This window comes from Bacillus cereus group sp. BfR-BA-01453, from assembly GCF_022662915.1.
Classification (GTDB): domain Bacteria; phylum Bacillota; class Bacilli; order Bacillales; family Bacillaceae_G; genus Bacillus_A; species Bacillus_A paranthracis.
In genome coordinates, this window is record NZ_JAKUEN010000020.1 from 12,916 (window position 1) to 25,139 (window position 12,224).

Sequence of the window (12,224 nt, forward strand, 5' to 3'; positions counted from 1 at the left end):
AAAGGTAGAGTGTAATTATGCCTGCTCATATAAAAGAGTTCGTTATTGTGAATAACACTGGGAATATATTTACTGGTGATAATCTGAGTGATACGTCATTTACTGCTTCGAAATCGTATAGTGGTTCGATGGGGTGTACTTGGATTGATGTTGTTACAGTAATAGGGACGGAGACGAAGCTTTGTTTACAGCCAGGAGATTCTGTCACAACAACGTATACGAGAGGTACTCCTGCTGGTACTGTAACAGGAACAAATATGGGGCAAAGTGTAAATGCATCGGGTATAGCACAAGCTGTCCCTAATACAGATAATATGGATTCAGTTGCTGGACTCCCCTAAAATTGTAGGGGAGTTTTTATTTGTAAGAAAATCTATAGCATAAAAATTGAAGTAATTGTTTGGAAATTAGTATTGGAGGCCTATTTGAAAAATACAATTCAAATAGAAGGTGAGTTTTTATCCCGCTTTAACGGGCAGTAAGACCTCACCTCAAAATTCAGCGAAAGTAAAGAAGTGGGGGGCGAGCTGCCCGTAAAAGCCTGATTGGTGAGGGTTGATTAAAGTTTCACTTTATATGAAATATATTTTGTAGTTGTATTTTTGGGAGGTGGTGGGAGTAGTGGAAGGAAATGATGAAAATCAAAAAATACAGAGGTTGATAAATTCTAATTTTAAGTTATCCCCAGATCTTGTCGGCCCTACTTTCCCTCCAGTACCGACTGGAATGACAGGGATAACGGGAAGTACGGGAGCCACGGGAGTAACCGGCGCGACCGGAAGTACAGGACCAACGGGAAATACGGGAGCCACCGGCCCGACAGGAAGTACGGGAGCCACCGGAGTAACAGGACCAACCGGAGATACGGGAGCTACAGGAGATACGGGTTCAACGGGAAGTACGGGTCCAACTGGAGTAACAGGACCAACGGGAAATACGGGTTCAACCGGAAATACAGGACCAACGGGAAGTACGGGAGCCACAGGAATCACCGGCCCGACAGGAAGTACAGGACCAACGGGAAGTACGGGAGCCACAGGAATCACCGGCCCGACAGGAAGTACAGGGCCAACGGGAAGTACGGGTCCAACCGGAGTAACAGGATCAACCGGAAATACGGGTTCAACGGGAAGTACGGGTCCAACGGGAAATACGGGTTCAACAGGAGTAACAGGACCGACGGGAAGTACGGGAGCCACGGGAGCCACGGGAGCCACGGGAGCCACGGGAGCCACGGGAGTCACAGGAGCCACAGGAGTAACAGGACCAATCGGAAATACGGGAGCCACGGGAAGTACGGGTCCAACGGGAGTAACAGGACCAACCGGAGATACGGGTCCAACAGGAGTAACAGGATCAACGGGAAGTACGGGAGCCACAGGAGTGACCGGCCCGACAGGAAGTACAGGAGCCACGGGAGTCACGGGTCCAACGGGAAATACGGGTTCAACAGGAGTCACGGGTTCAACGGGAAGTACGGGTCCAACGGGAAATACGGGTTCAACCGGAGTAACGGGTCCAACGGGAAGTACGGGAGCCGCGGGAGTAACTGGCCTGACAGGAAGTACAGGAGTGACGGGAGATACCGGTCCAACGGGAAGTACAGGAGCCACAGGAGTTAGTACAACTGCAACGTATGCGTTTGCGAATAATACATCAGGAAGTGCTATTTCCGTTTTATTAGGTGGTACAAATGTACCGTTGCCGAACAATCAAAATATTGGACCAGGAATTACTGTTAGCGGAGGGAATACTGTATTTACGGTTGCGAATGCGGGGAATTACTATATAGCTTATACAATAAATTTAACAGCCTCTTTACTTGTAAGTTCTCGTATAACTGTAAATGGTAGTCCGCTTGCAGGAACGATAAATTCACCAGCGGTAGCTACAGGTTCATTTAATGCGACAATCATTGCTAATTTACCTGCTGGAGCTGCTGTTAGTCTACAGTTATTTGGAGTAGTTGCAATTGCTACATTATCTACGACAACGCCAGGAGCTACTTTAACTATTATTAGATTAAGTTAATAGGAAGAAAACCTTGGGGCGTTTATGCTTCAAGGTTTTTATCTCGTTATTTGTAAGTAATCTAATTGTTTAGGAAAGTTTTACTTTATTCACTTGAGCAAAAACATCGCAGTTCGAAAATATATTATAATAGAATGAAAAGAGAGAAATTTGGCAGAAAGGGAGGGTGGCGATGCAGGAGATGGTTACAGATTTTTTTGGACGCCCACTTCAAGATTTACGCATATCTGTCATTGATCGTTGCAATTTTAGATGTACATATTGTATGCCAGCGGAAGTGTTTGGGCCAGATTATGCTTTTTTGAAAGATGAGTTTTTACTGACGTTTGATGAAATTGAGCGTTTAGCAAAACTATTTGTTAGCATCGGTGTACGAAAAATTAGACTTACTGGTGGCGAGCCACTACTTCGTAAAGATTTAGCAAAACTTATTGCACGTCTCGTGAAAATTGACGGGCTATTAGATATAGGGTTAACGACCAATGCAATTCATTTAACAAAGCAAGCAAAAGTATTAAAAGAAGCTGGATTACATAGAGTAAATGTTAGTTTGGATGCAATAGATGATGATGTATTTAAGGCTATTAATGGCCGGAATATTAATACAAATCCTGTTATAAAGGGAATTATGGCTGCAAAAGAAGCCGGACTTGATGTAAAGGTAAACATGGTTGTGAAAAAAGGGATGAATGATCATCAAGTACTTCCGATGGCTGCGTATTTTAAAGAGCAAGGAATCCCGCTTAGGTTCATTGAGTTTATGGATGTTGGTAGTACAAATGGATGGAATTTTGATCAAGTTGTTACGAAGCGAGAGTTAATTGAGATGATTCATCGCGTGTATCCGCTTGAGCCAGCTGAAGCACATTATTTTGGTGAAGTTGCGAAGCGATATCGTTACGTTGGAACAAATGTTGAAGTCGGTTTTATTACTTCTGTTTCTGAGTCCTTTTGTTCCTCTTGTACGAGAGCGAGAATTTCAGCAGATGGAAAGTTTTATACTTGCTTATTTGCGACAGAGGGACTCGACCTAAGGGAACTTCTTAGAGGAAATCTTTCGGATGAGGAGTTAGTAAGCGTTATACAAGATGTATGGATGAATAGAAAAGATAGGTATTCGGATGAACGGACAGAAGAAAGTGCGAAAAATCGTCCGAAAATTGAAATGTCTTATATAGGGGGATAAGAAGGGAGGCTATCGTATGCAGGAGCGATATTCAAGGCAAATATTATTTGCTGGTGTTGGAGAAGAAGGGCAGAGAAAAATTAGAGAGAAGCATGTGCTTATTATTGGTGCGGGAGCTCTTGGCGCAGCAAATGCAGAAGCGATTGTTAGAGCAGGTGTTGGAAAAATAACAATTGCGGATCGTGATTATGTAGAATGGAGCAATTTACAAAGGCAACAGTTATATACAGAAGAAGATGCGAAGCAGTATAAACCGAAGGCGGTAGCAGCGGCAGAGCATTTAAAAGCGATTAATTCTGAGGTGGAAATAAATCCGGTTGTGACGGATGTAACAGTGCAAGAAATGGAAGAGTTAGTGAAGGGTGTAGATTTAATATTAGATGCGACAGATAATTTTGAAACGCGTCTTCTTATTAATGATATTTCACAAAAGTATAATATTCCATGGATATATGGTGGTTGTGTCGGAAGCTACGGAGTAACGTATACAATTGTACCAGGAAAAACACCGTGTTTCCGCTGTTTAATGGAGCATCCAGCAAGCGGAGCAACATGTGATACGGCTGGCATTATACAGCCAGCAGTACAATTAGTAGTTGCGCATCAAATAACGGAAGCGCTGAAAATATTAGTAGAAGACTATGGGGCGCTTCGCGAAACGATGTTATCGTTTGATCTTTGGAATAATCAACAGATGGCATTTAAAGTGAATAGACAGAAAAAAGACACGTGTTTATCTTGCGGAAGATTACGTACATATCCGAGTTTAACATTTGAAGCGCAAACGAAAACAGAAGTGTTATGCGGACGAAATACAGTACAAATCCGTCCAGGTGTGCGGAATGAATTCAATTTAGAAGAAATTAAAAAGCGCTTACAAAGAAGTGTGGATGTAAAAGCTACTCCGTATTTAGTATCGTTTTTAGTAGAGGAATTTCGTTTTGTTTTATTTACAGATGGTAGGGCGTTTATTCATGGGACGAATGATATAAATGTGGCAAAACGTTTATATGCCAGATATATAGGTTGAACCTAAAGGGAAACCCTTTAGGTTCAACAGGGAGAAGATTAAGACTTTCTCGTATAATCTCCACTTTTTCCACCTGTTTTTTCAAGTAAGTACGTTTCACCAATAATCATACCTTTATCAACAGCTTTACACATATCGTACACGGTAAGAGCGGTAGCGGAAGCAGCTGTTAAAGCTTCCATCTCAACACCGGTGCTACCTTCTGTTTTAACTTTTACTTCAATCAGTAATCGATATTGTTCATCGGATTGTTTCCAATCGAAAGAAACGTCAACACCTTTTAATAATAAAGGATGGCACATTGGGATAATATCAGAAGTGCGTTTTGCAGCCATAATACCAGCGATTTGTGCAACTGCTAATACGTCACCTTTCCCGATTTCATTATGAGAGATTTTATCGTAAATTTCTTTTGTAACGATAATGCTAGAGCACGCAATTGCTGTTCGAACGGTTGCTTTTTTGTCGCTTATATCAACCATTTTCGCGCGTCCTTGGTCATTAAAGTGTGTGAATGAAGACATGGAATTCCTCCTTGAAGTAATTTCTATTTAATATATAAAGTTTAATCGAGATAAAAAAAATTGCAAATATGGGGTGAGAAACGATGGTAGAAAAACGAATTCCGATTCAAGTTGCTGAGGCAGTAGAGAGAGTAATGGAATATGCGAAAATTGGTGAAGTAGAAGAGGTTTCTATTACGGAAAGTTACGGGAGAATTCTTGGGGAAGATGTTGTCTCTGATCATGACGTTCCTCATTTTGATCGTTCTCCTTACGATGGTTTCGCAATTCGAGCGGAAGATACGAAAGAAGCAAATCAAGAGAATGCAATTGAGTTTGAAGTAATAGGAGAAATCGGAGCGGGGTCTGTTTTTCTAGATACAGTAGGATCTTTTCAGGCGGTTCGTATTATGACAGGAGCAGCTATTCCAGCGGATTGTAATGCAGTCGTAATGCTAGAACTGACGGAAGGCTTTGAGAAGAACGGAAAAACATATATGAAGTTAAAGCGTCCTTTTCATAGTGGCGACAATGTGTCATTTAAAGGGGAAGATATAAAACAAAATCAAGTTCTCGTTAAGAAAGGTGCTGTAATCAATCCAGGTGTTGCAGCCTTATTAGCTACGTTTGGATATAGTACTGTGAAGGTTGTAAAACAGCCGGTTGTTGGTATTGTGACGACAGGAAGTGAACTGTTAGAAGTACATGAGTCGTTACAGCCGGGGAAAATTAGAAATAGTAACTCGTATATGATTGCCGCTCAAATTATGAAAGCTGGGGGTAAAGTCCGTTATTATGGTCAACTTGCCGACGAGTTAGATGCATGTTTTACAGCTGTTCAATCGGCGATAGATGAGGTGGATCTTTTAATTACGACAGGCGGTGTGTCGGTAGGAGATTATGACTACTTACCGGCTATTTATGAAAGGTTACAGGCGAATGTACTCTTTAATAAAATAGCAATGAGACCGGGCAGTGTAACGACAGTAGCTGAAGTGGATGGAAAGTTACTTTTCGGTTTATCAGGGAATCCGTCAGCTTGTTATGTGGGATTTGAGTTATTTGTGCATCCGGTTATAAAAACATATTTGTATGCGAAGGAACCACACGTATATAGAGCAGATGCTATTTTGCAAAAAGATTTTCCAAAACCAAATCCGTTTACTCGTTTTGTAAGAGCAAAGGTGACAATCGTGGACGGGGCATTACACGCGATGCCGGTCGGTTTAGATAAATCGAGTGCGGTATCTTCTCTTGCAGATGCGAATGCTTTTATTGTGCTACCTGGAGGAACGAGAGGCTTTGAGGCAGGGATGAAAGTGTCTGTATTATTGTTAGAGCACGCTGAGGGATGTGATTGGCCATGGGCAAAGCCCCTTCGCTCTTACAAATAGTAGGGTATCAAAATAGCGGGAAAACAACACTTGTAGAGAAAATTGTGCATGCATTAGCTGAACGGAAAATGAAAGTTGCTACCATTAAACATCACGGGCATGGAGGGTTTCCAGAAGTAGCGCAAAAAGATAGTGAAAGGCATAGAAAGGCCGGTGCTGTCGTAAGTAGTGTAGAAGGTGCTGGATTACTTTCATTGTCGTCATTAAGAGAGGAATGGTCCTTGCAAGAAATTATCCGTTTATACGAGTTTTTTGAAGTGGATACAATTTTAATTGAGGGCTATAAAAAAGAGAGCTATCCGAAAGTGGTGTTACTTCGTTCTGAAGAAGACGTTGAACTTTTACTTAAAGTAGAAAATATAGTAGCGGTTATTACGTGGCATGATGCTCCTGCAAACTTACGAGAAGAATATAAAGTATTTCATATAACAGAAGAAGAGTTGTATATAGACTGGTTTTTACAAACGGTAAGGAGTGCGAAATGACACATACGTATTATGAAGTAATTGATACAGAAATTTCAATTGAAGAAGTAGCGAATAAGGTTATTCGCCGCGAATGTGGTGCTGTTACAACATTTATTGGAACGGTTAGAGAGTTTACGAAAGGGCGTCGTACATTATACTTAGAATATGTCGCTTATAAAACGATGGCAGAAAAGATGCTAGAGAAAATCGGATCAGAAGTGAAAGAGAAATGGCCAGATACACACGTTGCGATTACACATCGCATCGGTACACTGCAAATTTCTGATATCGCGGTTGTTGTGGCTGTTTCAACGCCGCATCGTAAAGCGGCTTATGAAGCAAATGAATACATTATGGAACGCATAAAACAAATTGTTCCGATTTGGAAAAAAGAGTTTTGGGAAGATGGAGACTCTTGGATTGGCGATCAATTAGAAAAAACGCCATATCCGGCGGGAGAGCCTGGGAAGGAGCTATAAGTATGATTCGAGTATTGTTATTTGCGAACTTACAAGAAGAAGCAGGAAGAAGTGAATTACAAATAGAGAAAGAAAGTATTACGGTTGCAGAGTTAAAAGATATTGTTGCAACTGAATATAATGTGCCAGTATCGGCACCAATTATGGTTGCGATTAATGAAGAATATGCAAATGAAGATGATACGATTCAATCTGGTGATGTTGTTGCACTTATTCCACCAGTGAGCGGTGGTTAATATTGGATTTATTAAAACGACTTTCCTACATAGGGAAAGTCGTTTTTTTATGGCAGTTTTGAGAACACTAATGTATAGAACAAGGAGGGAACTATGAAAAAAATATGTGCAGTTATGACAATGCTATGTGTGGCTTTTTTCTCTTCTCCAAGTGATTCTTTCGCGAAAGAATCAAGAGAACAACTTTTAGAGAGTGCATTATCGAATAGGTACTATTCAGTTATTAGGCAAGTGACAGAAGACCAATATGAATGTGCTTCAGTTATAAATATAAAGCGTCTCGGCAAGAATGGTGAGTTCGTTCCTAGATATGAAGTGACGCTACAATTTCTTACATTTCAAGGAGCACATAATCCGCCAAATGATAAAGTTACGCTTACTTTGGAAGATTATTTAGATCACGTAAAGATAAAGAAAGTGGAGCGAGAAAAGAATGTTTCTGGTGCTATTGCAGAAAAGATTTGTGAAAGGGAAAAAGAAAAAATAAAAGCTCACTCTACTGATTCAGAGAGATAACTTATGACATTTAGTAAAGAAAGGTAATGAGCGATGGATATATTTTTAGCGATTTTACCAGCTATATTTTGGGGAAGTATTGTGCTATTTAACGTGAAACTGGGCGGAGGGCCTTATAGTCAAACGCTCGGTACAACGTTTGGCGCACTTATTTTCTCAATTGTTGTTTATATTTTTATGAAACCAGTATTGACTCCTACTGTTATCGGAGTTGGGATTGTGTCAGGTTTATTTTGGGCTCTCGGTCAGGCGAATCAATTAAAAAGTATTGATTTAATGGGCGTTTCAAGGACGATGCCCATTTCAACAGGACTTCAATTAGTTTCGACGACTTTATTTGGAGTCATCGTATTTCATGAGTGGTCCACAACAATATCAGTCGTCCTTGGTGTATTAGCTCTCGTTTGTATTATTATTGGTGTTATTTTAACATCGCTTCAAAGTGAAGAAGAAAAGAATGCAGAGCAAGCGGGGAATTTTAAAAAAGGCATTATCATTTTATTGATTTCAACAGTCGGTTATTTAGTTTATGTAGTAGTGATTAGACTATTTAAAGTAGATGGTTGGTCAGCTTTGTTGCCACAAGCAGTTGGTATGGTGTTAGGGGGGATTTTGCTTACTTTTAAACATCATCCATTTAATAAATATGCAATAAGAAATATTATTCCAGGATTAATTTGGGCAGCTGGAAATATGTTTTTATTCATTTCACAGCCGCGTGTTGGAGTGGCAACAAGTTTCTCGTTATCGCAAATGGGGATTATTATTTCGACACTTGGCGGGATTCTTATATTAGGTGAAAGAAAAACGAAACGTCAATTAACGGGTATTGTTGTCGGTATCGTTTTTATTATTGCAGCCGGAATTATGCTAGGTATAGCAAAAAGTTAAAGGAGGTATGGAAATGTATAGTGATTTAGAAGGAAAAGTTGTCGTTATTACAGGATCAGCAAGCGGTCTTGGAAGAGCAATGGGAGTAAGGTTTGCTGCGGAGAAAGCAAAAGTAGTGATTAATTATCGCTCACGGGAGTCAGAAGCGAATGATGTGTTAGAAGAAATTAAAAAGGTAGGCGGAGAAGCGATTGCTGTAAAAGGTGATGTGACGGTCGAATCAGATGTGGTAAATCTCATTCAATCTGCTGTAAAAGAGTTTGGTACGCTTGACGTTATGATTAATAATGCAGGGATAGAAAATGCGGTACCATCGCATGAAATGCCGCTTGAAGATTGGAATAGGGTAATTAACACAAATTTAACAGGTGCTTTTTTAGGAAGCCGTGAAGCGATTAAATATTTTGTAGAACACGATATTAAAGGATCTGTCATTAATATGTCGAGTGTTCATGAGAAAATTCCGTGGCCCTTATTCGTGCACTATGCAGCAAGTAAGGGTGGTATTAAACTGATGACAGAAACGTTAGCGTTAGAATATGCACCAAAAGGTATTCGAGTAAATAATATAGGGCCAGGTGCAATTAATACGCCGATCAATGCAGAAAAGTTTGCTGATCCTAAAAAACGTGCTGACGTAGAAAGTATGATACCGATGGGCTACATTGGAAAACCGGAAGAAATTGCAGCAGTCGCAACGTGGCTCGCTTCCTCAGAGGCGAGTTATGTAACTGGAATTACGCTATTTGCAGATGGTGGAATGACGTTATACCCATCGTTTCAAGCTGGGCGTGGGTAATAGAAAAGGACGAAGAGATAAAACTCTTCGTCCTTTTTTTACACAAAAAAAATAGCGGCCAGCTATTTTAAATTTAGTGATTAATAGTGTCTTGCAGATATTCTGTTGCTTGATGTTCAGAAACATTTTGTACGAGTGCAACTTCACTAATCATCATTTTTCGGGCGTTATCTAGCATTTGTTTTTCGCTCGCATTTAAAGCTCTCTCTTTATTGCGGCGAAGTAAATCTCGAACAACTTCTGCACTATCTTGCAGATTGCCGTTTTTCATTTTTTCCATATTCATTGTATATCTTTGTTTCCAGGAAAGTGATGTATCTGATTCCCCGTTTTGAAATTCAAGAAGTATATCATCTAACGTACCTTTATCTACGATATAACGAATACCTGATTTTTGTAATTGATCCATCGGAAGCATTACTTGCATATCTTTACTAATGATACGTATTACACAATATTGACGTGTTGTTCCTAATATTTCTTTCTCTTCAATGGCTTCGATGACTCCTGCGCCGTTCATTGGATAAACGATTTTATCACCAATTTGAAACAAATCATCCACCTCCATATGTGGTAACCATCTTTAATGATAGCATAAGTTAATTAAAATGTCAAATTTTATATAATACCATAATAATTATATTTGAGTCAATAAGTAAAAGTTCCTTTTATATATATTTTTTTGCTTCTATTTATTGATGATTTTGTTAGAAAAATAGTACAGGCGGAGAAAGGAGGCATATCCACTTATTTTTAAGCATAAAATGTAAAATCGCTAATACAATATACCTAAATCCGTTCTTTGCAAAGGAGGGAGAGAAGGTGGGGCGCACAATAAAAATTGATATTACAAATAAAGTTGTAGCTAAATTTAGGCCAGATTATTTGGAATTATATACGAGTAAATTTATGATAGGTAAGTTTTATGTCTATACTGAAGGTAAACAATATGTGTTAGAAGACGGATATATATATGAAGACGGAAAGTTTTATCGCATCATAGATACGCACCGTGGCAATAATCAAGCGGCGGAGGGCTGCGATCTAGGATGGTGTTAACATGATTCGTGTAAAAGTGTTTGATGAAAGTCACGAAAAAGACTTAGAAGACGCTGTAAATGTTTTTTTGAAAAAAATTGATGATAGTAACTTTGTAGATATTAAGTACCAAGTCGGGGTTTCTATTAATGATGACGAAAACCAAATTTATTGTTTTTCAGCAATGATCGTTTATAAAGCATAAAAAAGAGCTGGGTGAGCCAGCTCTTTTTTATGCTTTATGTTGGGACAACATGTGTCGGTAATACGTTCATAATAGATTGGGTTGTGCCTAATTGTTTTGTAGTTAAAAGAGGCTCCCCTGTCTGATGATTTTGGGCATCTTTACACATACCAAGGTGATAACGATCACCTAAAAATGGATCAATATAAAACCCGTTTTTGAATACTTTATCATTCGGATGTTTTTCATGGTGAATGTCAGAGCAGTTAATGCAATAGAACATAGCGTTCAACCCCTTTTTATTTTTGTTTGAAAAAAGTGAGTCGGTAGTCATTTCGCTCCTAAGGAAATGTTGAGGAGAAGAGAAATAACTACCTACTCAAATGGTGGGCATATTCCTTCTGATTTTCCATATTTCGCGTAGTGTCCCTGAGGGAAGGAGGAGAGACGAAATACGCATGATATACGTAAGGCGCTTCTTCCAAGATGAATGATGGAGTTTCATGTTGAGAGAAGTTTTTATTTTTTGTTGCCTTTGTGAGTATATTATGAGGAAATGCTCGGAGGGTGTTTGTCCTGTTGAAAAAATGTTGAGAATTTCTCAACAATAAAAAAGAGTTAGCGTTGACATGAAACTAAAAGGTGTTATATTATCGAAGTGTAACCAAAAGGTGTTATATTTGATTGCCGAATAAAGGAGAATGGAAATGGAACAACAACATACATTAACTGACATTAAACAAACGATCGTTTTTAACGCGTCTATTCAAAAGGTGTGGAATGTAGTATCAACTGCAGAAGGGATTGCCTCATGGTTTATGCCAAATGATTTCCTATTAGAGGTAGGACATGAATTTCATGTACAATCACCATTTGGACCATCACCATGTAAAGTGTTAGCAATCGATGAGCCAAACTATTTATCTTTCTCATGGGATACAGATGGCTGGGTCGTTTCATTTCATCTGAAAGACCTAGGAGATAATAAAACAGAATTTACGTTAATTCACGGCGGCTGGAAACACCCTGATGAAATTCTTCCGAAAGCGAATGCGAAGAGCTCTATTATTCGCGACAGAATGAGCGGAGGCTGGGTAGCGATTGTAAATGAAAAACTGAAAAAGGTTGTCGAAGGCTAAGTGTCCTCATCAGCAGCGAAATATGATGTGTTTCAAGCAATTGCTGATCCAACCCGCCGAGAAGTAATACGGTTATTAAGTGATAAAGAGTTACCGATTTCCAAAATAACGGATCATTTTCCGATGAGTCGTACTGCGGTTGTAAAGCACCTTCATATTCTTTCAGAAGCGAATTTAGTAAGTGGAAGAAAAAGCGGAAGAGAGAAAATATATCGCTTGCATCCAGAACCATTAGAGGAATTACAACAGTGGCTCTCGTATTATGAACGTTTTTGGGATAATAAATTGTCCATGTTGAAACATATTGTGGAGAATGAAGAGTAAAAAGAGG

Annotated in this window: 18 protein-coding genes; 15 read left to right on the forward strand and 3 right to left on the reverse strand. The window is 39.4% G+C overall.

Features of this window, described 5'->3' with window-relative positions; genetic code table 11:
• Positions 1–17 precede the first annotated feature (17 nt).
• The 4 genes from MR070_RS24300 (at position 18) to MR070_RS24315 (ending at position 4,247) form a co-directional block, all read left to right on the forward strand.
• Positions 18–341 (forward strand): hypothetical protein, encoded by a 324-nt coding sequence (locus MR070_RS24300; protein ID WP_001110853.1) that lies wholly within the window; start codon positions 18–20, stop codon positions 339–341.
• 280 nt (positions 342–621) lie between these two features.
• Entirely contained in the window at positions 622–2,031 is a 1,410-nt protein-coding gene (locus MR070_RS24305) for a BclA C-terminal domain-containing protein (RefSeq protein WP_242262126.1), read from the forward strand.
• A 172-nt stretch (positions 2,032–2,203) separates the two neighbouring features.
• Positions 2,204–3,217 (forward strand): GTP 3',8-cyclase MoaA, encoded by a 1,014-nt coding sequence (gene moaA, locus MR070_RS24310; protein WP_242262127.1) that lies wholly within the window; start codon positions 2,204–2,206, stop codon positions 3,215–3,217.
• 16 nt (positions 3,218–3,233) lie between these two features.
• Positions 3,234–4,247, forward strand: coding sequence for a molybdopterin-synthase adenylyltransferase MoeB (locus MR070_RS24315; protein WP_242262128.1), 1,014 nt, complete (start codon positions 3,234–3,236; stop codon positions 4,245–4,247).
• 38 nt (positions 4,248–4,285) lie between these two features.
• On the opposite strand, the gene moaC is transcribed toward MR070_RS24315, so the two are convergent.
• Entirely contained in the window at positions 4,286–4,771 is a 486-nt protein-coding gene (moaC, locus tag MR070_RS24320) for a cyclic pyranopterin monophosphate synthase MoaC (protein WP_242262129.1), read from the reverse strand.
• 83 nt (positions 4,772–4,854) lie between these two features.
• On the opposite strand from moaC, the gene moeA reads away from it, so the two are divergent.
• The 7 genes from moeA (at position 4,855) to MR070_RS24355 (ending at position 9,532) form a co-directional block, all read left to right on the forward strand.
• Positions 4,855–6,144, forward strand: a complete 1,290-nt coding sequence (gene moeA / locus MR070_RS24325; RefSeq protein ID WP_242262130.1) for a molybdopterin molybdotransferase MoeA — start codon at positions 4,855–4,857, stop codon at positions 6,142–6,144.
• Complete coding sequence (mobB, locus tag MR070_RS24330) at positions 6,114–6,629, forward strand: molybdopterin-guanine dinucleotide biosynthesis protein B (protein ID WP_000513648.1); 516 nt, start codon at positions 6,114–6,116, stop codon at positions 6,627–6,629. The genes moeA and mobB overlap by 31 nt, the downstream gene beginning before the upstream one ends.
• Positions 6,626–7,090 carry a molybdopterin synthase catalytic subunit MoaE gene (gene moaE, locus MR070_RS24335; RefSeq protein WP_000149942.1) on the forward strand — a complete coding sequence of 155 codons (465 nt, stop codon included), beginning with the start codon at positions 6,626–6,628 and terminating at the stop codon, positions 7,088–7,090. The genes mobB and moaE overlap by 4 nt, the downstream gene beginning before the upstream one ends.
• 2 nt (positions 7,091–7,092) lie before the next feature.
• A complete protein-coding gene (moaD, locus tag MR070_RS24340; protein WP_242262131.1) occupies positions 7,093–7,326 on the forward strand; it encodes a molybdopterin converting factor subunit 1 in 234 nt (77 codons plus the stop codon).
• 93 nt (positions 7,327–7,419) lie between these two features.
• A complete protein-coding gene (locus MR070_RS24345) occupies positions 7,420–7,842 on the forward strand; it encodes a DUF3888 domain-containing protein (protein ID WP_242262132.1) in 423 nt (140 codons plus the stop codon).
• Between the two features lie 33 nt (positions 7,843–7,875).
• The gene (gene glcU / locus MR070_RS24350; RefSeq protein ID WP_242262133.1) at positions 7,876–8,733 is read left to right on the forward strand and encodes a glucose uptake protein GlcU; all 858 of its coding nucleotides are present in this window, start codon (positions 7,876–7,878) and stop codon (positions 8,731–8,733) included.
• Positions 8,734–8,746: 13 nt separating this feature from the next.
• Positions 8,747–9,532, forward strand: a complete 786-nt coding sequence (locus tag MR070_RS24355) for a glucose 1-dehydrogenase (protein WP_242262134.1) — start codon at positions 8,747–8,749, stop codon at positions 9,530–9,532.
• A 73-nt stretch (positions 9,533–9,605) separates the two neighbouring features.
• On the opposite strand, the gene MR070_RS24360 is transcribed toward MR070_RS24355, so the two are convergent.
• A complete protein-coding gene (locus MR070_RS24360) occupies positions 9,606–10,100 on the reverse strand; it encodes a CarD family transcriptional regulator (protein ID WP_001993652.1) in 495 nt (164 codons plus the stop codon).
• A 254-nt stretch (positions 10,101–10,354) separates the two neighbouring features.
• Here MR070_RS24360 and MR070_RS24365 point away from each other — a divergent pair, with 254 nt between their 5' ends.
• Entirely contained in the window at positions 10,355–10,591 is a 237-nt protein-coding gene (locus MR070_RS24365) for a DUF2553 family protein (RefSeq protein ID WP_000533800.1), read from the forward strand.
• Between the two features lies 1 nt (position 10,592).
• Positions 10,593–10,775 (forward strand): sporulation protein Cse60, encoded by a 183-nt coding sequence (locus MR070_RS24370; RefSeq protein ID WP_000621751.1) that lies wholly within the window; start codon positions 10,593–10,595, stop codon positions 10,773–10,775.
• A 34-nt stretch (positions 10,776–10,809) separates the two neighbouring features.
• Here MR070_RS24370 and MR070_RS24375 read toward each other — a convergent pair whose 3' ends face one another.
• Positions 10,810–11,037, reverse strand: coding sequence for a DUF3973 domain-containing protein (locus tag MR070_RS24375; RefSeq protein ID WP_000498992.1), 228 nt, complete (start codon positions 11,035–11,037; stop codon positions 10,810–10,812).
• 424 nt (positions 11,038–11,461) lie between these two features.
• On the opposite strand from MR070_RS24375, the gene MR070_RS24380 reads away from it, so the two are divergent.
• The gene (locus tag MR070_RS24380; RefSeq protein WP_242262135.1) at positions 11,462–11,893 is read left to right on the forward strand and encodes an SRPBCC family protein; all 432 of its coding nucleotides are present in this window, start codon (positions 11,462–11,464) and stop codon (positions 11,891–11,893) included.
• Positions 11,894–12,217, forward strand: a complete 324-nt coding sequence (locus tag MR070_RS24385; protein ID WP_000098837.1) for an ArsR/SmtB family transcription factor — start codon at positions 11,894–11,896, stop codon at positions 12,215–12,217.
• The last annotated feature ends 7 nt before the right edge of the window (positions 12,218–12,224 follow it).

Bases quoted from the DNA above. Each gene is read 5' to 3' on its own strand.
- MR070_RS24380 (WP_242262135.1), top strand. From the start codon at position 11,462: ATGGAACAACAACATACATTAACTGACATTAAACAAACGATCGTTTTT.
- moaA (WP_242262127.1), top strand. From the start codon at position 2,204: ATGCAGGAGATGGTTACAGATTTTTTTGGACGCCCACTTCAAGATTTA.
- moaE (WP_000149942.1), top strand. From the start codon at position 6,626: ATGACACATACGTATTATGAAGTAATTGATACAGAAATTTCAATTGAA.
- MR070_RS24315 (WP_242262128.1), top strand. From the start codon at position 3,234: ATGCAGGAGCGATATTCAAGGCAAATATTATTTGCTGGTGTTGGAGAA.
- MR070_RS24345 (WP_242262132.1), top strand. From the start codon at position 7,420: ATGAAAAAAATATGTGCAGTTATGACAATGCTATGTGTGGCTTTTTTC.
- MR070_RS24355 (WP_242262134.1), top strand. From the start codon at position 8,747: ATGTATAGTGATTTAGAAGGAAAAGTTGTCGTTATTACAGGATCAGCA.
- moaC (WP_242262129.1), bottom strand. From the start codon at position 4,771: ATGTCTTCATTCACACACTTTAATGACCAAGGACGCGCGAAAATGGTT.
- glcU (WP_242262133.1), top strand. From the start codon at position 7,876: ATGGATATATTTTTAGCGATTTTACCAGCTATATTTTGGGGAAGTATT.
- MR070_RS24370 (WP_000621751.1), top strand. From the start codon at position 10,593: ATGATTCGTGTAAAAGTGTTTGATGAAAGTCACGAAAAAGACTTAGAA.
- moeA (WP_242262130.1), top strand. From the start codon at position 4,855: ATGGTAGAAAAACGAATTCCGATTCAAGTTGCTGAGGCAGTAGAGAGA.
- MR070_RS24300 (WP_001110853.1), top strand. From the start codon at position 18: ATGCCTGCTCATATAAAAGAGTTCGTTATTGTGAATAACACTGGGAAT.
- MR070_RS24375 (WP_000498992.1), bottom strand. From the start codon at position 11,037: ATGTTCTATTGCATTAACTGCTCTGACATTCACCATGAAAAACATCCG.
- MR070_RS24360 (WP_001993652.1), bottom strand. From the start codon at position 10,100: ATGGAGGTGGATGATTTGTTTCAAATTGGTGATAAAATCGTTTATCCA.
- mobB (WP_000513648.1), top strand. From the start codon at position 6,114: ATGGGCAAAGCCCCTTCGCTCTTACAAATAGTAGGGTATCAAAATAGC.
- moaD (WP_242262131.1), top strand. From the start codon at position 7,093: ATGATTCGAGTATTGTTATTTGCGAACTTACAAGAAGAAGCAGGAAGA.